Origin of the sequence: Pseudomonas sivasensis, from assembly GCF_021391435.1 — a bacterium.
GTDB lineage: Bacteria > Pseudomonadota > Gammaproteobacteria > Pseudomonadales > Pseudomonadaceae > Aquipseudomonas > Aquipseudomonas sivasensis.
Genome location: NZ_CP090029.1, coordinates 651,808 through 670,204, shown reverse-complemented (window position 1 = coordinate 670,204; position 18,397 = coordinate 651,808). Strand labels below are relative to the sequence as shown.

The window sequence follows — 18,397 nt, the reverse complement described above, 5'->3', positions numbered from 1 at the left end:
CAAGGAGCCCTCGTGCCCACAGTTGAAATGGAACGTCGCCAGGTTGTCGTGATTGGTGCCGGCCCGTCCGGCGCCATCGCCGCCGCGCTGCTCAAGCGCAAAGGGCATGATGTATTGATCATCGAGCGCCAGCATTTTCCACGGTTCTCGATCGGCGAAAGCCTGCTGTCCCACTGCATCGACTTTATCGAAGAAGCTGGCATGCTCGACGCCGTGCAGGCCGCCGGCTTCCAGGTAAAAACCGGGGCAGCGTTCGCCTGGGGCGAGCGTTACAGCGCCTTTGACTTTAGCGACACCTTCAGCAACGGCAAGCCGACCACTTTCCAGGTGCAGCGAGGCGAGTTCGACAAGTTGCTGGCCGACCAGGCGGCATCGCAGGGCGTGGAGATCCGCTACGGTGAAACCATCGTCGGCGTGGATTTTGCGGGCGATAGCCGCTACCTGCATGTGCGCCGCGAAAACGGCAGCGAGTACCACATCAAAGCCAAGTTCGTGCTCGATGCCAGCGGCTATGGCCGCGTGCTGCCGCGCCTGTTGGATCTGGAAGCACCGTCGAATTTTCCGGTACGCCAGGCGGTGTTCACTCATGTTGAAGACCGCATCGAACACCCAGGTTTCGACCGTACCAAGATCCTGGTAACCACTCACCCGACCAAACGCGACATCTGGTTCTGGACCATTCCGTTCAGTAATGGCCGGTGCTCGGTGGGCGTGGTCGCGGCCAAGGAGCATTTCGACGGCCGCGACGCTGACCTGGACGCCTGCCTGCGCGGCTTTATCGACGAAACTCCAAGCCTGTCCGGCGTGCTGAACAACGCGGTGTGGGACACGCCAGCGCGCACCATCGGCGGCTACTCGGCCAACGTCAAAACCCTGCACGGCCCGGGCTTTGCACTGCTGGGCAATGCGGCGGAATTCCTCGACCCAGTGTTCTCCTCCGGTGTGACCATCGCCATGCGCTCAGCGAGCATGGCGGCCGCCCTGCTGGACCGTCAGCTCAAAGGCGAAACCGTGGACTGGCAAACCGAATTTGCCGCACCGTTGAAGCGCGGCGTCGACACCTTCCGCTGCTACGTCGAAGGCTGGTACGCAGGGACATTCCAGGATGTGATTTTCCACCCTGAAAGCTCGCCGGAGATTCGCCGCATGATCAGCGCGATCCTCGCAGGCTACGCGTGGGACGAGCGTAATCCGTTTGTCAGCGAGCCCAAGCGGCGGTTGCGGATGTTGTCGGAGATTTGCGCGAGTGAACCGACATGACTTCTCAATACCTGAGTAAAAACTACGTCGAAGAAACCAAATTCGGTTTGTGGTTCCTGCGCAGCCACACCTGGCAGCACCATGTGCTGCGCGTGGCGATCAACGACCTGCGCAGCCTGTTCACCGACCCACTGCCCGAAGCGCCGGTATTGCTCGACGCCGGCTGCGGCCAGGGCAAGTCCTTCCAGTATTTGCAGCAGGTGTTCGCCCCCGAGCGCCTGATCGGGCTGGACGCAGACCCTCATAGCCTGGAATTGAGCAAGGCTGAAGCCACGCGCCAGGGCCTGGCCATCGAGCTGATCGGCAGCGACTGCGCCACCCTCGATGTGCCAGACGAGAGCGTCGATATCCTGTTCTGCCACCAGACCTTCCATCATCTGGTCGAACAGCATCGCGCACTCAAAGAGTTTTACCGAGTGCTCAAGCCGGGAGGCTATTTGCTGTTTGCCGAATCCACCGAAGCCTATATCGACACTTGGGTGATACGCTGGCTGTTCCGCCACCCCATGCATGTGCAGAAAAGCGCCGAAGAATACCTGGAGATGCTCCGCGAGCAGGGCTTTGAATTCGGCCCACAGAACGTTTCATACCCGTACCTGTGGTGGAGCCGTTCCAGCGACTTCGGCCTGCTGGAGCGCTGGGGCCTGCGCAACCCGCCGCCGGTGGGCCAGCGCGAAGAAACCCTGGTCAACTGTGTGGCGCGCAAGCCTCTGGCGAGCTGCGAACCATGATGCGCAGCCTGTTGATCGGTTGCCTGCTATTGCTGAGCGCCTGCGCCAGCCAGCCGCCGTTGCCGGAAAAAACGCCCGCGCTGGCGTTGCCGATGCAACTGCATGTGCAGCGCCATGCAGATGGCCAGAGCCAGGACTGGTTCCTGGTGGTCCAGCGCGAAGGCAGCGCAATCCGCTGGTCGATGATGGACCCGCTGGGCATCCCGCTGGCCCGGCAAAAACTGATCGATGGCGCCTGGCAGGCCGACGGCTTGCTGCCGCCCAATCCCCAGGCGCGGGAGCTGTTCGCCGCCCTGCTGTTTGCCCTGGCCTCAGCCGATGACGTGCGCGCGCTTTACCCCAGCGCCCAGGCAAGGGGCCTCACACGTACCCTGCCGGGGCATTGGCAAATCGTCTACCAATCCTCAGAAGTCTTCAGTGTGACCATGACCGGCCAACCCTTGAGCTACCGCATTACACCGCTCGGTGCCGCCCAATGACCGCCTACCTCAACGCCCTCGGCGTGATTTGCGCCCTTGGTCGCGGTCAGGAGCACGTCAGCCGCAGCCTGTTTGCCGGTGACTGTTCAGGCATGCGCGCCGAAAGCGGTTGGGTGCCGGAGCGCGTGTTGCCGGTCGGCAGTGTGCACGGCGAGCTGGCAACCATCCCGGTGGAACTCGGCCAGCAGAGCAGCCGCAATAACCAACTGTTGCTGGAAGCGGCGTTGCAGATCGAGAACGAGATTCGTCAAGCGATCCACACCTACGGCGCCTCGCGCGTTGGCGTCGTGTTGGGCACTAGCACCTCGGGCATCGACGAAGCCAGCCGCGGCATCGCCCTGTACCTGCGCGACAAGCACTTCCCCTGCGACTACGACTACCAGCAACAGGAACTCAGCGCTCCGGCGAACTTCCTCGCCGACTGGCTGCAACTGAGCGGCCCTGCCTACGTGATTTCTACCGCGTGCACCTCCAGCGCCCGCGCCCTGATGAGCGCCCAGCGCTTGCTTGATCTGGGGGTGTGCGATGCGGTGATCTGCGGCGGCGTGGACAGCTTGTGCAAGCTGACCCTCAATGGTTTCAGCGCGCTGGAAGCCGTCTCGAATGAGCGTTGCAACCCTTTTTCGGCGAACCGCAACGGCATCAATATCGGCGAAGCGGCGGTGCTGTTTGTGATGAGTAAAGCGCCGGCACCGATTGCCTTGCTGGGCAGCGGCGCCAGCTGCGACGCACACCATATCTCCGCGCCCGAACCTACCGGCAAAGGCGCGTTGCAGGCGATGCGCAAGGCCTTGGCCAGTGCAAAACTGGCGCCGGAGCAGATCGGCTACCTGAACCTGCATGGCACCGCCACCCAGCACAACGACGCCATGGAAAGCCTGGCCGTCGCCAGCCTGTTCCCCGAAGGCGTAGCCTGCTCATCCACCAAACCCATGAGCGGCCACACCCTCGGCGCCGCCGGTGCGCTGGAAGCGGCCTTCTGCTGGCTGAGCCTGACTCACGGCCGCGTCCCACCCCACGTATGGGACGGCCAGGCCGACCCCGCGTTGCCCGCCTTGCAATGGGCACGCAGCGACGAAACCTTGGGAAAAACCTGCCTGATGAGCAACTCGTTTGCCTTCGGCGGTAATAACGTCAGCCTGATTATCGGAGAGGCCCCATGACCAACTGGCCACTCGCCGAGCTGCTGCCTCACGCGGGCGACATGATCCTGATCGAACACGTGCTGTCGTTCGACGAAGAGCAGATCCACACCCGTCTCACCGTCAAGCCTGGCGGCCTGTTCAACCGCCCTGACGGCAGCTTGCCGGCCTGGGTCGGCATCGAGTTGATGGCGCAGAGCGTCGCCGCCTACGCCGGTTGCCGCGCACGCCAAAGGGGCGAGGCGGTGGAACTGGGCTTCCTGCTCGGCACACGTAAGTTCGAATGCAACGTGGAACACTTCCCGATGGGCGCCGAGCTGAACATCCACGGCCTGCGCTCCCTGGAAGACGACAACGGCATGGGTGTGTTCGAATGCCACCTGACCGGCGACGGTATCCAGGCCAGCGCCCGCTTGAACGTATTTCGACCGCCCCAGGCGGCCAATTATTTAGAAGAATCGAAGGACGAAACGCCATGACTGAATCCGTACTGGTCACCGGCTCCAGCCGTGGCATCGGCCGCGCCATTGCCCTGCGCCTGGCCCAGGCCGGCCATGACATCGTGCTGCATTGCCGCAGCGGCCGTGCCGAAGCCGATGCAGTGCAAGTCGAAATCGAAGCCCTTGGCCGTAAGGCACGGGTGCTGCAATTCGATGTGGCGGATCGTGCGACCTGCAAGGAAATCCTTGAGGCCGACGTCGAGCAACATGGCGCCTACTACGGCGTGGTGCTCAATGCCGGGCTGACCCGCGACGGAGCGTTCCCGGCCTTGTCGGAAGACGATTGGGACGTGGTGATGCGCACCAACCTGGATGGTTTCTACAACGTGCTGCACCCGGTGATGATGCCAATGATTCGCCGTCGCGCAGCCGGGCGTATCGTGTGCATTACCTCGGTGTCGGGGCTGATCGGCAATCGCGGCCAGGTCAATTACAGCGCCTCGAAAGCCGGCCTGATCGGCGCGGCAAAAGCCCTGGCCATCGAGCTGGGCAAGCGCAAGATCACTGTCAACTGCGTAGCCCCCGGCTTGATCGACACCGCGATGCTGGATGAAAACGTACCGGTGGAAGAGCTGATGAAAATGATCCCGGCACAGCGCATGGGCACTCCCGAAGAAGTCGCCGGCGCGGTGAATTTCCTGATGTCGGCCGAAGCCGCCTATATCACCCGCCAGGTGTTGGCCGTCAATGGAGGCTTGTGCTGATGAAACGTGTAGTCGTCACCGGCATGGCCGGCATGACCTCCCTGGGCGGAGATTGGGCGACCATCTCCGCCAACTTTCGCGCCAACCGCAGCGGCATTCGGCGCATGGATGAGTGGGACCGTTTTACCGAACTGAACACGCGCCTGGCCGGCCCTATCGACGATTTCGTCGTGCCGGCCCACTGGACCCGCAAGCAGCTGCGCAGCATGGGCCGTGTCTCGCGCCTGGCGGTATGGGCGGCGGAGCAGGCATTGCAGGACGCCGGGTTGCTCGGTGATGAGTCGATCAAGGATGGGCGCATGGGTGTGGCGTGTGGTTCGTCCACCGGCAGCACCGATGAGATCAAGGCGTTCGGCAATATGCTGCTCAATTCGGTGGCCGAGGGGCTGAACGCCAACTCCTATGTACGGATGATGCCGCACACCACGGCGGCGAATATCAGCATCTTTTTTGGCCTGACTGGGCGGTTGATCCCAACGTCCAGCGCCTGCACCAGCGGCAGCCAGGGCATCGGTTATGCCTATGAGGCGATCAAATTCGGCCGCCTGCCCTTGATGCTCGCCGGCGGCGCCGAGGAGCTGTGCCCCACCGAAGCCATGGTGTTCGACGCGCTCTACGCCACCAGCCTGAAAAACGACGCCCCGCAAACCAGCCCACGCCCCTACGACAGCGGCCGCGACGGCCTGGTGATCGGCGAAGGCGGCGGCATGCTGGTACTTGAGGAGCTGGAACACGCCCTGGCGCGGGGTGCACATATTCACGCGGAACTGGTCGGCTTCGGCAGCAACGCTGATGGCCAGCACACCACCCGCCCGGAACAGAAAACCATGCGCCGCGCCATGGAGCTGGCCCTGGAAGACGCCGGGCTCACACCAGACGCGATTGGCTACGTGAACGGACACGGCACCGCCACCGATCAAGGCGACATCGCCGAGACCCTGGCCACCAGCAGCCTGTTCGGCAAGCGCATGCCCATCAGCTCGCAAAAAAGCTTCCTCGGCCACACCCTCGGGGCGTGCGGGGCGCTGGAGTCGTGGTTCAGCATCGAGATGATGAACCGCAACCAATACGTGCACACCTTCAATCTGGACTCCGTCGACCCGCAGTGCGGGGAGCTGGACTACCTGCAAGGTGAATTCCGCGAGATGCACCACGACTACGTGATGAACAACAACTTTGCCTTTGGTGGCGTGAATACGTCGCTGATCTTCCGCCGCTGGTCCTGACTTTTTAAACGATTGGAGAATACGGAATGTCTTCCTTGCTACGCGTCACCCTGATCACCCTGGCGCTGTTGACCACTGCCGGCTGCACCAGCAAACCGGTCCTCAACACCCAGCACGACCTGCCGGCGAACGCCCAGGTCAGCGAAGAAAAAATGAAGACGGTTATCGTCAACGCCCTGCAAAAACGCGAGTGGAACGTGCAACGCCTGAGCCCGCAACTGGTGCAGGCCGAGATCACTGTGCGTAACCAGTACTACGCCGCCATCGACATCCGTTACACCCGCAACAGTTACGCCATCACCTACCGCGACAGCCGCGAGCTGGGCTACAAGGACGGCAAGATTCATCGCAACTACAACCGCTGGGTGAACAACTTGGACAGCGACATCATGGCGGGCTTGCGCAGCAATGGTGTGAGTAGTGAGGCAGGGTCGGCGGCGCAGTTGTTTGAGCAAACCGGGACCACCAAGTAAAACCGAGACTCCGTGGGGAGCGGGCGGTGCGAGGCAGCCCAATAAAGACGCGGGTATTTTTCTGTTAGAACTCAACGTCTGGTTTTGGGGCTGCTGTGCGGCCCAGCGCGGGACAAGCCCGCTCACCACAAGCGTCTCGTTTTCTCAGGTTATGTTTTAGATACCTATCGGGAGCAGGCCTCCTCCCACACTTGAACCGAGTACGCCCGGCAACGCTTGGCCGTCAAGGGAACAAGCTCCCTCACCACATTTTCGATGAAGCATTGCAACCTATGCACATCAGTGGGTGGCCTTAAGCGTCAACAACTCCACAAACGCCTTCGCCATCGGCGTCTGCGCGCCCTTGCGCTGTACCAGCCATACCGAGGTCACCGCCTCCGGGTCCAGTAAGGTGCGATACACCACTCCATCAATGCGGATGCGCTGGTAAGACGCCGGCAGCACCGACACGCCCAACCCCGCCGCCACCAGGCCGATGATGGTCATCGCCTCGCCCGCTTCCTGGGCGAAGTGCGGGCTGAAGCCAGCGTCGCGGCACAGGCTGAGCAGTTGGGCATACAGGCCGCTCCCATAGCTGCGTGGGAAAAACACAAACGGCTCGTCAGCCAACTGTGCCAGGTGCAAGCCACGCTCACTGCCTTCCACCAACGGGTGACCGGCACTCAAGACAGCAACCAGGGGTTCGCGCATCAGCTCGATCACACTCAACGAATCCGACAATGGCAAGGGACGCATCAACCCCACCTGAATCGACTCATCCACCAGCGACTCGGCCACTTCGGTGCTGCTCATTTCCTGCAGGTTCAAGTGCACCGCCGGGAAGGCCTGGCGAAACGCGAAGATCGCCTGGGGAATGCTCGCGTTGAAGGGCGCTGACGAGGTGAAGCCTATCTTCAACTCCCCCAGCTCACCCAACTGCGCCCGCCGCGCGACGTCCGCCGCCTTGTCCACCTGGGCCAGCACCAACCGCGCTTCGTGCAGGAACAGGCGCCCCGCCTCGCTCAGCTCAACCCGACGATTGGTACGCTCAAATAACCGCGCGCCAACCTCCTGCTCCAGCGCCTGGATCTGCTGGCTTAGGGGCGGTTGCGAAATGCCCAGCACCTGCGCGGCCCGGCCAAAGTGCAGCTCTTCGGCAACAGCGATGAAGTACCGCAGATGACGCAATTCCATGCAAACCCCATTAGGTCGTTAAAGCTATCAAACAGGTCGAACAATATATTGGAAAGAATCATTAGCCAGCTATATTCTTTTTTGCATTGCCAGCCCTGACAGGCTTTTGCTCCCCGAGGCCCCCGTGAAATCTGCTGTCGCTCCACTCGCTCAAGACGTCCCGCCCACCGCCCTCGATGAGGTAGTGGCTCAGCTCAATGACGCGTTCATCGAGAAAGGCACGCCGATGTTCATGCGCACGGTGCTGGCGCTGTTCTCAGGCGGTTTTGCTACGTTTGCCCTGCTGTATTGCGTGCAACCGATGATGCCGGCACTGTCCCACGAGTTTTCCATCAATGCCGCGCAAAGCAGCCTGATTCTCTCGGTGTCCACGGCGATGCTTGCGCTGGGTTTGCTGATCACCGGACCGATTTCCGACACCCTGGGGCGTAAGCCGGTGATGGTCGCCGCGCTGTTCTGCGCGGCGCTGGCCACGATTGCCAGCGGCCTGATGCCGTCCTGGGAAGGGATCCTGCTGATGCGTGCGCTGGTGGGCCTGTCACTCAGCGGCGTGGCCGCCGTCGCAATGACCTACCTGAGCGAAGAGATCCACCCCCAGCACATCGGCCTGGCCATGGGCCTGTACATCGGTGGCAATGCCATTGGCGGCATGAGCGGACGCCTGATCATCGGCGTGTTGATCGACTTCGTCAGCTGGCACACCGCAATGCTGATCATCGGCGCCCTGGCGCTGATCGCGGCCACGGTGTTCTGGAAAATCCTCCCGGAATCGCGCAACTTCCGCGCCAGCAGCCTCAAGCCACGCAGCCTGATGGACGGCTTTGTCATGCACTTCAAGGACGCGGGCCTGCCGTGGCTGTTTCTTGAAGCCTTCCTGCTGATGGGCGCGTTCGTGACGATGTTCAACTACATCGGCTATCGCCTGCTGGCCGCCCCGTACGACCTGAGCCAGGCCGTGGTCGGCCTGCTGTCGTTGGTCTACCTCTCGGGCATCTACAGCTCGGCGAAAATCGGCTCCCTCGCCGACCGCCTCGGCCGCCGCCGTGTGCTGTGGGCCACCATCGTGCTGATGCTCGCCGGCATGCTGCTGACCCTGTTCTCCCCGTTGTGGCTGGTGGTGCCGGGCATGCTGATCTTCACCTTCGGCTTCTTCGGCGCCCACTCGGTGGCCAGCAGCTGGATTGGTCGCCGAGCAGTCAAGGCCAAGGGGCAGGCGTCGTCGTTGTACCTGTTCTGCTACTACGCTGGCTCAAGCGTCGCCGGCACCACCGGTGGATTCTTTTGGCACCTCGCCGGATGGAACGGCATTGGTGCATTCATCGTGGCGCTGTTGATCGGCGCGTTGCTGGTCGCGTTGAAGTTGGCGAAGTTGCCGCCGCTGGCCTCGGCCTGAAAGCCGAGGGTGCAACGATGCCCTACAGCTCAAGCCGTGCTTGCAGTCGATCATCGCGCTTCTCCAGCGTGAGCATCGAGAAGCCTCCCGTCTCCCGCTCAAGTGCCGCCAACCAGTTGAGCACGGCCGTGGCCTCGCCACTGAGGGTCAAACGCAGTCGTTCGTTTTCTACGTCAACCTGCTCAACCTTGAGCCCCGCGGCTTCGGCGCTGTCGTTGATGACGGATACCGAGGGCTGAACCGCCGCCCGCCCGGAACGCTGCGGCTGCGCCCGTTGCACCTGCTGCGCCAGCCACTGTTGTTGCTGGTAATACCGCTCGGCGCTCGCCAAGCGCTGGCGGCTGGGTTGCCATAGCGCCTGGAACAGCAGCACACCCATCAAAAAAACCGCCAACCCTTTCAGTAAAAAGCGATCACGAGGCGACAGCGCCTTCCAGGCGTGCAGAGGCCTCATGACGCATCCTCCAGCATCAACACGGCGTGGACGCGATTACCTTCCTTGCTGGCGTTACCCACGCGCACAGGCATGCCGCTCTGCCGCCCCTGGGCTTGCAGTTGCTCAAGCGCGCTGAAGCCGTGGGCCACCAACTGGATCCTCCAGCCTTCGCCGCGCCGAAATTCCATGTGATGTACGTCCACGTCGACCCCGCCGATCACCTGCTCGGTGAGGCTGACCAGGCGCACCAACGGCGTCTGCGGTGTGTGCGGGGCTTGTCCCTGTACGGCCTTGAGCTGCGCAGCGAGATCAACGATCCGCGTCTGTTGCGGGTAGAGCGCCTGGAATCGCTCCACACTCTGCCCATGGAGACTGCGGGCGTGCCCCTCGAAATACTGAATACGCGCCTGCATGAATCCCCAATCGATGACGAACACCACGGCAGCCGCCAGGGCAGCAGTTGACCAAGGCCAGGCTTGGCGGACGCGGCCGAATTCACCTTGCAGCAAATTGATCGGCTGGCCCTGGCCACCCCACAACGCGCGCTCGATATACGCCTGGCTCTGCCCTTCGTCCAGCCACTGCAACGGTTCATCCAACAACGGTTCCAACGCCTTGAGCGCCTCAACGGACATCGCCAGCCGCACCGGCCCGCCCACGACTCGGCGGCCATACCAGTCCACTGCAACACGGCCGTCACCCGGGAGCAGATCGGCGTCGACGTGCACCCTGTCGACCTGGATACCGAGCGTCGTCAGCTCATGCAGCAGTGCCTTGAAACGCGCCTTGTGGGTCACCAGCACCGGGAAGCGATCGGCTGCGTCACGCTGCCCCACACTGACATGCACGGCATCCAGCTCGTCGCCCAACTGGTCTTCGATCGCAAAGGCAATCGCCTGGGCCTTGGGCCGACGCGTGGACGGCCAAGCCTCGCTTCGCAACGCACTGCACATTTCCATGGGCAACAACAACTGAATCGCCAGCCCCTGCACCTCACGCGCGGCCTCGGCCAGGCACATGGGGCGACAGTCATCCGCGGCCCGCCAGACACAGCACGGCCATTCGCCGATGGGCACCGCAAGGCCTTCGGCGCTTAAATGAAGCCAGGTTTTCATGATGAGTTCTCGCTCGGTATCGGCGTAGGGAAGCGGCGTTGCACGACGCGCCAACGTCCGGTTTTGCGCTCACGCTCAACCTCGCTGGCCAGACGTAAGCGACTGGTTCCCAGGCGGACGTCAACGTTGATAAGAAACCAGCGGCTGCTGATGCCAAGCCCGTGGCCGGTCACGCCCAACCCAGCGATCAATGGGTCGTGGGTGAATGCCTGGACACTCTCGTAGCCCGTGGCCGGCCGCTGCTTGGCCAAGACTTCAGCGGTCGACGGCGAGACACCTTCAAGGGTCGCCAGCACCTGAGGCCGGGCAGTGTTGATGTTCAAGCTGGCGTCCTTGGGCAACAGGGCAACCCAGGGTTCCAGTTTTGCCAGGGTCGCGCCGTCGATACCTGGCAGCAACCGCAACTGGCTAAGTTCACGTTGCGTCGCCACCGGGCCAGCGGCGCGCACGTCCAGTGACGGAAGACCCAGCGCGGTGAGCAAACGTAGCCAGCGCTGCTCAATGACCGAATCCACTTGCCCCTCGCCGAGCAGTGCGTTGACGTTAAGGCGTGCCGAAAGGTCTTCGATCTCAAGCATGACGTGCGCGCCTTGCGTCTCAAAGGGCCAGCTCACACGTGCCCACGCCTGGCCCAGGTGCACCCGTGAGAGCTCGTCGTCGCTGGTCGCCGCCAGTGTCACCATGGCCCACGCCTCTGCCGACAGCGCCAATTGGCGCAGCTGCACCTGATGAATCTGGCGCGCACTGCTCTGCACCAGTAACTGATGGCTGCGCAGCATCCCCGCCGTCAGTAACAACGCCAGGCTCATCACCAACAACACGCTGAGGAGCGCGACGCCCCGCTGACGTTGTCTCATGGGGCGCCTTGGGGCAGAGGCAGCACGCGGCGCACCTGCTCAAAGCGCCCGACCGACAGCACCATCTCCAGTGCTTGCGGGGGCGTCTGGGCCGCGCCTTTGCCCACCGGCCACACACGGTGCCATCCGGTATCACGGTCAAACAATCGCCAGCTCAACACGCGCACGTCATCGAGCAGTTTCTGGCGCTCGACCGTCGACGACGCCACGCTGCGGCTTTCACGCCACAACACCTGATTGTCCAGGCGGTAGAGCACGTGTTGACGCTCACTGCGAGGTAGATCCTGTGGGTTACGCCAGTTACTGCGCAGCAGTTGCAGGGTCGTGGGGCCGAGGACAATCACCGAGGAAGCCAACTGCAGGGCATCCCGCTCAATCACACCAACGGCCCGTTGCAAACGGCGAAGTTCTTGTTCGTGGCTGGCGGTGCCCTGTTGCGCGCGCACCACGGTGTCAAACAGGCGCCCGCTGGCAAGCCCAAGCAAGCCGAAGACGGCCAGCGCAATCACAAGTTCCAGCAGCGTGAAGCCTGCCTGCTTATTCATGCACGGCGGGTATCCAACCCTGCGTGCGGTAAACCGCCTGATCACTGCCAGCAGGACTCACGCTGATATCGACCTTGAGCAGGCGCGGATCAGTGGCCGGTGTGATCGTCTGGTCGATCACCCAGTCACGCCCGTCAAAACGTCGTAGCAGTTGCTGTCGCCCAGAGGTCGGCGCCTGCAGGCGCAGCTCGCTCAATTGGTTATCGGCCACCCAGGCGCACTGCACCTGCTCTTGCAGTCGCGCATTCTGGCGCAATGAGTAGTGGCTGGCGGTGATCACCGCGCCTGCGAGCGTGGCGAAAATCACCAACGCGATCATGACTTCCAGCAACGTGAAACCACGGGTACTGGCCTGGCGGTTTCGGCGTCGCCGGTGCTTAGCTTTCAATAGACGGCTCTCCGATTCCATCACTGACAACGCTGGCCCACACCTGCTCTTCGGAGGCGAAAGACCAGACAAAAGCGCTCACCTCATCACTGCTGAGCATCAGTAATTGCGGCGTGACGCTTTCAAGGCTCAAGCGCCGGCCCTCCTGCTCAAGGTGAAATTGCACACCTTCGGCCAACCGCCGCACTTCACCCGCTGGATGCCAGCCCTGAGGCTCAAGCCGATAGACCTGGTACCCATCGCGTCGCACGCGCACACCGTATTCGCGTCCTTCGATCACCGCTTGCTCGCGCAAGTGCTGGATCAGCTGCACCACTTGGCCGGCCTCCTGCCGCGCCTGGCGGCCAGGGGTGTTGCCGGCAGTCAGACCGACCGCGCCCAGCACGATGCCCATCAGCGCAATCACGACCATCAGTTCCAGCAAGGTAAAGCCACGGCAGCGCCTGGGCACGGGCTCAGTCTCCCCAGTTGCCAATGTCTGCGGCAGGGCCTTCGCCCCCCGCTACGCCATCGGCGCCGAGGGAGTAAAGGTCATAACCACCGTTGGCAGCGCGCACCCCAGGGTTCAGATATTGATAAGGCGTGCCCCATGGATCGACTGGCACACTTTTCAGGTAACCCTGAGGGTTCCAGTTCCTCGGCGTTGGGGTGCCAGCCGGCCGTTTGCTCAAGGCCTCAAGGCCTTGCAGAGTTGACGGGTAGTGGCCGTTATCGAGGCGGTACATTTCCAGGCTCGTCGCAACCGCTTGAACATCGGTCTTGGCCGCGGTCACTTTGGCCTGGTCCGGTCGCCCCATGAACTGCGGGACCACAATGGCTCCCAACACCCCAATGATCACGACCACCACCATGATTTCAATCAGGGTAAAACCACGTTGGCCCTTGGGCATTTTCACCATTCAGTTCACCAGTTGGTTGAGGCTGAGAATCGGCAAGAGAATGGCCATGACGATCAGCAGCACCACACCGCCCATCACCACCAGCATTGCCGGTTCGAACAAACTCACCACCAGCGTGATGCGGGCGGCGAGGCTTTTTTCCTGTTGCTCGGCGGCACGCGCCAACATCCTGTCGAGTTCACCGGCGCGTTCGCCGCTGGCGATCATGTGCAACATCAACGGGGGTATATCTCCACTGGCTTCAAGGCCACGACTCAGCGTGCCGCCCTCGCGAACCGAACGCGCGACGTCATGCATACGGGCGCGGATGGTCACATTGCCGATCACCGCCGCGGCAATTTCCAGGGCGTCCACCAGAGGTACGGCACTTTTGCCGAGGATCGCCAAGGTGCTGGCGAAGCGCGCCGCCTCCATCTCACGAAACACGCCCCCCAATAGCGGCATATGCAACACCAGGCTGTGCCACTGCCAGCGCCCGTGCGGTTGACGCAAGCGCCAGCGCAGCAACACGCCAATGCCTACTGCCATCAGCGCCAGCACCAAACCCTGCGCACGCAAGACATGGCTGACGGTAATCATGGCGTGGGTCAGCCAGGGCAGTGGCTGGCCGCTGTCGACGAAGATCTTCACCACGTCCGGCACCACATAACCGAGCAGAAAACCGACGATGGCCACGCAGGCGAACATCAGCAGGGCCGGGTACACCAACGCCAATTGGATCTTTTGTCGGGACGCCTGGCGGGCTTCGGTATAGGTGGCCAACTGTTCAAGCACTTGCCCCAAATACCCCGAGCGCTCACCCGCTGCGATAGTGGCGCGAAAAACGTCAGGAAATGCCTGGGGATAAGCACCAAGCGCCAAGGCCAGGGATTGCCCTTCCATCACCCTGTCGCGTACTTGGGAGAGCAGGTTGCTGACACGACGCTTCTGGCTTTGCTGAACCACCGCCTGCAGTGCCTGCTCAAGCGGCAGTCCGGCTTGAACCAGGGTCGACAGTTGCAAGGTCAGCAACGCCAAGTCACTGGTCGCCAACCCCGTCGCTCCCGACCATGGCACTCCAAATCGCGTGCTCGCCAGGTGCACCTGGCTCGGCAGCAACCCGCGGTCACGCAGCAACTGCCTGGCCTGGCGCGGGCTGTCGGCCTCCTGGCGACCTTTGCACGGTCGACCGTGGCGGTCCTGTGCCCGATAGTCATAAATCGGCACCACTAGTCCTCCTGGATAACCCGCAACAGCTCATCGACGCTGGTCACTCCTTCAAGCACCCGGCGGCGGCCATCCTCGAACAAGCTGCACGTGCCCCGGCGTGCCTCAGCCAGCAACGCCTGCTCACTGGCCCCCTGATGAATCAGTGCAGACAACGCCGGGGTTACCATGACCAGTTCATAGAGGCCGATACGCCCGCAATAGCCCTGGCGGCATTGTTCGCAGCCGACGGACTTAAACACGCGAGGCGCCTTGGCCGGGTCCAGCCCCAACCGTCGACAGACCTCGGCGTCCGCCACCACACCGGTCTTGCAGGCTGGGCAAAGCACGCGTACCAAGCGCTGCGCCAGCACGCCCACCAACGACGACGCCAGCAGGTACGCATCCACCCCCATGTCCACCAGCCGAGTGACGGCGCCGATGGCACTGTTGGTGTGCAGCGTCGACAACACCAGATGCCCGGTGAGCGAGGCCTGAACCGCAATCTCGGCGGTTTCACTGTCACGAATCTCACCCACCATCACCACATCCGGGTCCTGGCGCAGAATCGCCCGCAGGCCTCGCGCAAACGTCATCTCGACCTTGGGGTTGACCGGTGTCTGGCCGATGCCGGGCAGGTGATATTCAATCGGGTCCTCAACCGTGAGGATGTTGCGCGTCTGGTCATTGAGATGGGCCAATGCGGCATACAGGCTGGTGGTCTTGCCTGAACCGGTGGGCCCGGCCACCAGGAAAATCCCATGGGGTTTGGCGAGCACTTGCTGTAAGTGGCCGAGGGTGGTCGGCGCCATCCCCAGACGGGCCAATTGCAGGCGCCCGGCCTGTTTGTCGAGCAGGCGCAGCACCACCCGTTCGCCGTGCGCCGAAGGCAAAGTGGAGACGCGTACATCCACTTCGTGACCTGCGAGGCGCAGCGCTATACGGCCATCCTGGGGAACGCGTTTTTCGGCAATGTCCAGGCGCGCCATGACCTTGATTCGCGATACCAATAATGTCGCCAGCTCACGCCGTGGCCGCAGCATTTCGCGCAGTTGCCCATCGACGCGCATGCGCACAACCAGCGTGTGCTCGAAGGTTTCAAGGTGAACATCCGAGGCCTTTTCCCGAACCGCCTCACTGAGCAATGCATTGATCAGCCGAATGATCGGCGCGTCGCCTTGCTGCTCCAGCAGGTCGGCGGTCTGCGGAACCTGGTCCACCAGGCTGAGCAGGTCCAGTTCATCATCCAATCCTTGGGCAACGTGTTCGGCAGCCGTTTGCCCCTCGCTGTAAATCTTGGCCAATGCCAGGGCGAAGGCTTCGTCGGCCAGCACACGCAGGGGCAATTCGTGATCGCTCAGGCGGCGGGCTTCGGCAATTGCACTCAATGGCGTATCAAACCGAACGGTCAGATGCCCTTCGTCGACCACGACGCCAAAACGCCGGGCAAACCCGAAGGGCAAGGGCTTCATTGAGCCACCTGCGAAGGTCGGCGCAGGTCGAACAACTGCGCCGCTTCATCGGGCAATTGCAACGCGCTGTCACGCTGAGAGCCCGGCTGGCGCTCATCGCGCAGGTCTTGATAACGCGCCTGGCTGATCCTGGACAGATCCTGACCGCTGCGCACGATGGTCGGGCGCAGGAACACCATCAGGTTGCTCTTGACCTGGGTATCACGGCTCCAGCGGAACAACGCGCCCAGATACGGAATATCACGCAGCAGCGGCACGCCGCTGGTCTGGGTGCGCACGCTGTCCTTGATCAGGCCACCGATCACAATGATCTCGCCGTCGTCTGCCAGGATCGTGCTTTTCAGGGCCCGCTTATTGGTGATCAGGTCCGAGGAATCAACCCCGGCAACCGCCGGGGCGATATCAGAGACTTCTTGCGCCACTTCCAGGCGCAGGGTTGAACCTTCGTTGATATACGGCTTGATCTTGAGGCTGATCCCGACGTCTTTGCGCTCCACCGTGGTGAAGGGATTATCCGCACCACTGCTGTTGGTGGCGTAGGAGCCGGTCTTGAACGGTACGTTCTGGCCGACGATGATTTCAGCTTCCTGGTTATCCAGGGTCAGCAGGCTTGGCGTCGATAACAGGTTGCTGCGCGTGTTGCTGGCCAGAGCGGACACCAGCGCACCAAAACGGTCGCCGCCCAGTTTGAGCAGAGCGCCTTCCGGCACAACGGTTTTATCATCGAACTTGAGGGCGCCAAGAATCGGAATGCCGGTACCGGGAAAATTGATAATCCCTTGCCCGCTACCGCTATTGAGCGCCCATTGCACGCCGAGCGCCTCGCTGATGTCGCCGCTGACTTCCACGATGGCGGCGTGGATCAACACTTGGGCACGCGGCTGATCCAGTTCACGCACAATGCCTTCTAGGGTCGCCAGTTGCGTCGCCTCGGCAACTACGACCAAGGCATTCTGGCTTTCATCGGCCCTGACCATAAATGGCGCGGCCGCCGTCGCGTCTTTAAGGGCCACGATGCCAGGTTGGGATTTCATGCCCTGACCCATTGAGTCCAATACTTCGGCCAATTGCTTGGCATCGCTGTAGCGCAGGCGGATGACCCGGGCATTGTCCAGGCGGGCGGGCGTGACGGTATCCAGGATATGTGCAAGTTGCACCAGACGCTGGCGCGCCGCCACCGTGCCGACGATCACCAAGCGGTTGCTACGTGGATCGGCCAGTACCTGGATGGCACTGTCGGCATTCTGCTTGCCGATGGACGCCTCCATCAGCCGTGCGATGTCCGCCGCCACACCGTGGCGCAACTCCACCAGCTCATGGGCATTCTTCGCCCCGGAATCCAGTTGCCGAACGACGTCGCCAATGCGCCGCACGTTACGTGCGGTATCAGTAATCACCAGGGCATTGGCGGACACCGAGGGACCGACGTAGCCGTTGGCTGAAACCAATGGCCGCACCAGCCCCGCCAGATCCGCCGCACTGCTGGCCCCCAATGCGATGACTTGAGTGACGAACTGTTGCTCAGCCGAGGTGCGCTCATCTGCAGTGCTGGCTTGGGTCTTGGCCTGGGTCGCAGGAACAATCAGGAGTTGATCGCCCTGGTCGATAACGCTGAAGTCATGGGCGTCGAGGACGCTGTAGAAAAGCCGCCGCACACCCTCGCGATCCAACGCCTGACGGGAGACCACGGTAATGCGCCCTTGGATCTTCGGATCGAGGATCACGGTCGTGTCGAGGATGGTCGACATTTCCTCGACCACATCACGCAGCTCGGCGTTGTTCATCGCCAACTGCCAACGCGGTTCTGCGCCCGTTGAGTGCCCGGTATACAGCATCACACCCAGCATGAGCGCCCCAAAAACACGTACACCGGTACGCCGGGCAATGGAACAGTTCATGGACCTGAATTACTCCTGGGTTGCTCGACCGTAGGCCGCAAATGCACGGCTGGGGACGCCTGACCGTGCGCCTGAGCAGTCGGTAGAAAGCGCCCGCTGGCGGCATGCAGGCTTAACAATTCCTCACGGCCCTGGCGCCACAACACCACGTGGGTCGCTTCGACACGACGTAGCAGACTGCCTCCGGGCAATCGCTCCCCCGTGCGATAGAACCGCGCCCCGTCGGGACTGGCCAGCAAGGCGCGTGAGTCGCTACCGTTGGCGACCAAAGTGGCCAACAGCGTCAGCGGTTCTGCGCTGTTCATAACGCGGCCTTGGGCGCTCAGTCCAAACACCGTCGCCACAGCCAAGGTGTTGAGCACGGCGTCTGGTGCTGCAGCGGTTTCTGGCGCAGGCAGCGTTTGCACAGACTGGGTCTGCGCCTGGCGAAACTGCCACTCTTGCCAGGCCAGCGTCACGCCATAGCCAAAGGGCACCATCAGAAACAGCGCCCGCAATACAGCCGGCCTCATAACGCCCTC

Annotated in this window: 21 protein-coding genes; 9 read left to right on the top strand and 12 right to left on the bottom strand. The window is 62.4% G+C overall.

Going from position 1 to position 18,397, the window contains the following annotated elements:
- Window positions 1–12: 12 nt before the first annotated feature.
- Genes LRO94_RS02950 through LRO94_RS02915 form a run of 8 tightly spaced genes read left to right on the top strand, consistent with a single transcriptional unit; the run spans window position 13 to window position 6,515 of the window.
- Entirely contained in the window at window positions 13–1,260 is a 1,248-nt protein-coding gene (locus tag LRO94_RS02950) for an NAD(P)/FAD-dependent oxidoreductase (RefSeq protein ID WP_179179617.1), read from the top strand.
- Window positions 1,257–1,991, top strand: a complete 735-nt coding sequence (locus tag LRO94_RS02945) for a class I SAM-dependent methyltransferase (RefSeq protein WP_179179618.1) — start codon at window positions 1,257–1,259, stop codon at window positions 1,989–1,991. The genes LRO94_RS02950 and LRO94_RS02945 overlap by 4 nt, the downstream gene beginning before the upstream one ends.
- On the top strand, window positions 1,988–2,470 hold the full coding sequence (locus tag LRO94_RS02940) for a hypothetical protein (RefSeq protein ID WP_032890308.1): 483 nt from the start codon (window positions 1,988–1,990) through the stop codon (window positions 2,468–2,470). The genes LRO94_RS02945 and LRO94_RS02940 overlap by 4 nt, the downstream gene beginning before the upstream one ends.
- Window positions 2,467–3,633 (top strand): beta-ketoacyl-[acyl-carrier-protein] synthase family protein, encoded by a 1,167-nt coding sequence (locus LRO94_RS02935; RefSeq protein WP_095186118.1) that lies wholly within the window; start codon window positions 2,467–2,469, stop codon window positions 3,631–3,633. Before LRO94_RS02940 ends, LRO94_RS02935 begins: the two co-directional genes overlap by 4 nt.
- Window positions 3,630–4,091 carry an ApeP family dehydratase gene (locus tag LRO94_RS02930; RefSeq protein ID WP_122682118.1) on the top strand — a complete coding sequence of 154 codons (462 nt, stop codon included), beginning with the start codon at window positions 3,630–3,632 and terminating at the stop codon, window positions 4,089–4,091. Before LRO94_RS02935 ends, LRO94_RS02930 begins: the two co-directional genes overlap by 4 nt.
- On the top strand, window positions 4,088–4,816 hold the full coding sequence (gene fabG / locus LRO94_RS02925; RefSeq protein ID WP_032890302.1) for a 3-oxoacyl-ACP reductase FabG: 729 nt from the start codon (window positions 4,088–4,090) through the stop codon (window positions 4,814–4,816). The genes LRO94_RS02930 and fabG overlap by 4 nt, the downstream gene beginning before the upstream one ends.
- Complete coding sequence (locus tag LRO94_RS02920; protein WP_095186120.1) at window positions 4,816–6,042, top strand: beta-ketoacyl-ACP synthase; 1,227 nt, start codon at window positions 4,816–4,818, stop codon at window positions 6,040–6,042. Before fabG ends, LRO94_RS02920 begins: the two co-directional genes overlap by 1 nt.
- A gap of 26 nt (window positions 6,043–6,068) precedes the next feature.
- Complete coding sequence (locus LRO94_RS02915) at window positions 6,069–6,515, top strand: hypothetical protein (protein WP_032890299.1); 447 nt, start codon at window positions 6,069–6,071, stop codon at window positions 6,513–6,515.
- A 279-nt stretch (window positions 6,516–6,794) separates the two neighbouring features.
- Here the strand turns inward: LRO94_RS02915 and LRO94_RS02910 are convergent, their stop codons facing one another.
- The gene (locus tag LRO94_RS02910; RefSeq protein WP_179179619.1) at window positions 6,795–7,688 is read right to left on the bottom strand and encodes a LysR family transcriptional regulator; all 894 of its coding nucleotides are present in this window, start codon (window positions 7,686–7,688) and stop codon (window positions 6,795–6,797) included.
- A 184-nt stretch (window positions 7,689–7,872) separates the two neighbouring features.
- On the opposite strand from LRO94_RS02910, the gene LRO94_RS02905 reads away from it, so the two are divergent.
- A complete protein-coding gene (locus tag LRO94_RS02905; RefSeq protein ID WP_407692694.1) occupies window positions 7,873–9,081 on the top strand; it encodes an MFS transporter in 1,209 nt (402 codons plus the stop codon).
- 22 nt (window positions 9,082–9,103) lie between these two features.
- Here LRO94_RS02905 and gspM read toward each other — a convergent pair whose 3' ends face one another.
- The 11 genes from gspM to LRO94_RS02850 are packed head-to-tail and all read right to left on the bottom strand — an operon-like array spanning window position 9,104 to window position 18,388.
- Window positions 9,104–9,535: a type II secretion system protein GspM gene (gspM, locus tag LRO94_RS02900; RefSeq protein WP_179179620.1), complete on the bottom strand. Its 432-nt coding sequence runs from the start codon at window positions 9,533–9,535 to the stop codon at window positions 9,104–9,106.
- Complete coding sequence (gspL, locus tag LRO94_RS02895) at window positions 9,532–10,632, bottom strand: type II secretion system protein GspL (RefSeq protein ID WP_179179621.1); 1,101 nt, start codon at window positions 10,630–10,632, stop codon at window positions 9,532–9,534. Before gspL ends, gspM begins: the two co-directional genes overlap by 4 nt.
- Window positions 10,629–11,489, bottom strand: a complete 861-nt coding sequence (locus LRO94_RS02890) for a type II secretion system protein GspK (RefSeq protein ID WP_032890289.1) — start codon at window positions 11,487–11,489, stop codon at window positions 10,629–10,631. Before LRO94_RS02890 ends, gspL begins: the two co-directional genes overlap by 4 nt.
- Entirely contained in the window at window positions 11,486–12,034 is a 549-nt protein-coding gene (locus LRO94_RS02885; protein ID WP_179179622.1) for a type II secretion system protein GspJ, read from the bottom strand. The genes LRO94_RS02890 and LRO94_RS02885 overlap by 4 nt, the downstream gene beginning before the upstream one ends.
- Window positions 12,027–12,422: a type II secretion system minor pseudopilin GspI gene (gene gspI / locus LRO94_RS02880; protein ID WP_256226846.1), complete on the bottom strand. Its 396-nt coding sequence runs from the start codon at window positions 12,420–12,422 to the stop codon at window positions 12,027–12,029. Before gspI ends, LRO94_RS02885 begins: the two co-directional genes overlap by 8 nt.
- On the bottom strand, window positions 12,412–12,873 hold the full coding sequence (gene gspH / locus LRO94_RS02875) for a type II secretion system minor pseudopilin GspH (protein ID WP_179179623.1): 462 nt from the start codon (window positions 12,871–12,873) through the stop codon (window positions 12,412–12,414). Before gspH ends, gspI begins: the two co-directional genes overlap by 11 nt.
- A 4-nt stretch (window positions 12,874–12,877) precedes the next feature.
- Window positions 12,878–13,321 (bottom strand): type II secretion system major pseudopilin GspG, encoded by a 444-nt coding sequence (gspG, locus tag LRO94_RS02870; protein ID WP_032890283.1) that lies wholly within the window; start codon window positions 13,319–13,321, stop codon window positions 12,878–12,880.
- Window positions 13,322–14,527 carry a type II secretion system inner membrane protein GspF gene (gspF, locus tag LRO94_RS02865; RefSeq protein ID WP_032890645.1) on the bottom strand — a complete coding sequence of 402 codons (1,206 nt, stop codon included), beginning with the start codon at window positions 14,525–14,527 and terminating at the stop codon, window positions 13,322–13,324.
- Window positions 14,528–14,529: 2 nt separating this feature from the next.
- The gene (gene gspE, locus LRO94_RS02860) at window positions 14,530–15,978 is read right to left on the bottom strand and encodes a type II secretion system ATPase GspE (protein ID WP_179179624.1); all 1,449 of its coding nucleotides are present in this window, start codon (window positions 15,976–15,978) and stop codon (window positions 14,530–14,532) included.
- Window positions 15,975–17,876, bottom strand: coding sequence for a type II secretion system secretin GspD (gene gspD, locus LRO94_RS02855; protein ID WP_179179625.1), 1,902 nt, complete (start codon window positions 17,874–17,876; stop codon window positions 15,975–15,977). The genes gspE and gspD overlap by 4 nt, the downstream gene beginning before the upstream one ends.
- The gene (locus LRO94_RS02850) at window positions 17,873–18,388 is read right to left on the bottom strand and encodes a type II secretion system protein N (RefSeq protein WP_179179626.1); all 516 of its coding nucleotides are present in this window, start codon (window positions 18,386–18,388) and stop codon (window positions 17,873–17,875) included. The genes gspD and LRO94_RS02850 overlap by 4 nt, the downstream gene beginning before the upstream one ends.
- Window positions 18,389–18,397 lie beyond the last annotated feature (9 nt).

What these genes read in the sequence shown, in the direction of transcription:
- LRO94_RS02885 (WP_179179622.1), bottom strand. Translation starts at nt 12,034, where the DNA reads ATGAATAAGCAGGCAGGCTTCACGCTGCTGGAACTTGTGATTGCGCTG.
- LRO94_RS02920 (WP_095186120.1), top strand. Translation starts at nt 4,816, where the DNA reads ATGAAACGTGTAGTCGTCACCGGCATGGCCGGCATGACCTCCCTGGGC.
- LRO94_RS02935 (WP_095186118.1), top strand. Translation starts at nt 2,467, where the DNA reads ATGACCGCCTACCTCAACGCCCTCGGCGTGATTTGCGCCCTTGGTCGC.
- LRO94_RS02930 (WP_122682118.1), top strand. Translation starts at nt 3,630, where the DNA reads ATGACCAACTGGCCACTCGCCGAGCTGCTGCCTCACGCGGGCGACATG.
- gspD (WP_179179625.1), bottom strand. Translation starts at nt 17,876, where the DNA reads ATGAACTGTTCCATTGCCCGGCGTACCGGTGTACGTGTTTTTGGGGCG.
- LRO94_RS02915 (WP_032890299.1), top strand. Translation starts at nt 6,069, where the DNA reads ATGTCTTCCTTGCTACGCGTCACCCTGATCACCCTGGCGCTGTTGACC.
- LRO94_RS02850 (WP_179179626.1), bottom strand. Translation starts at nt 18,388, where the DNA reads ATGAGGCCGGCTGTATTGCGGGCGCTGTTTCTGATGGTGCCCTTTGGC.
- gspG (WP_032890283.1), bottom strand. Translation starts at nt 13,321, where the DNA reads ATGGTGAAAATGCCCAAGGGCCAACGTGGTTTTACCCTGATTGAAATC.
- gspE (WP_179179624.1), bottom strand. Translation starts at nt 15,978, where the DNA reads ATGAAGCCCTTGCCCTTCGGGTTTGCCCGGCGTTTTGGCGTCGTGGTC.
- LRO94_RS02945 (WP_179179618.1), top strand. Translation starts at nt 1,257, where the DNA reads ATGACTTCTCAATACCTGAGTAAAAACTACGTCGAAGAAACCAAATTC.
- LRO94_RS02940 (WP_032890308.1), top strand. Translation starts at nt 1,988, where the DNA reads ATGATGCGCAGCCTGTTGATCGGTTGCCTGCTATTGCTGAGCGCCTGC.
- gspL (WP_179179621.1), bottom strand. Translation starts at nt 10,632, where the DNA reads ATGAAAACCTGGCTTCATTTAAGCGCCGAAGGCCTTGCGGTGCCCATC.
- fabG (WP_032890302.1), top strand. Translation starts at nt 4,088, where the DNA reads ATGACTGAATCCGTACTGGTCACCGGCTCCAGCCGTGGCATCGGCCGC.
- LRO94_RS02910 (WP_179179619.1), bottom strand. Translation starts at nt 7,688, where the DNA reads ATGGAATTGCGTCATCTGCGGTACTTCATCGCTGTTGCCGAAGAGCTG.
- gspM (WP_179179620.1), bottom strand. Translation starts at nt 9,535, where the DNA reads ATGAGGCCTCTGCACGCCTGGAAGGCGCTGTCGCCTCGTGATCGCTTT.
- LRO94_RS02890 (WP_032890289.1), bottom strand. Translation starts at nt 11,489, where the DNA reads ATGAGACAACGTCAGCGGGGCGTCGCGCTCCTCAGCGTGTTGTTGGTG.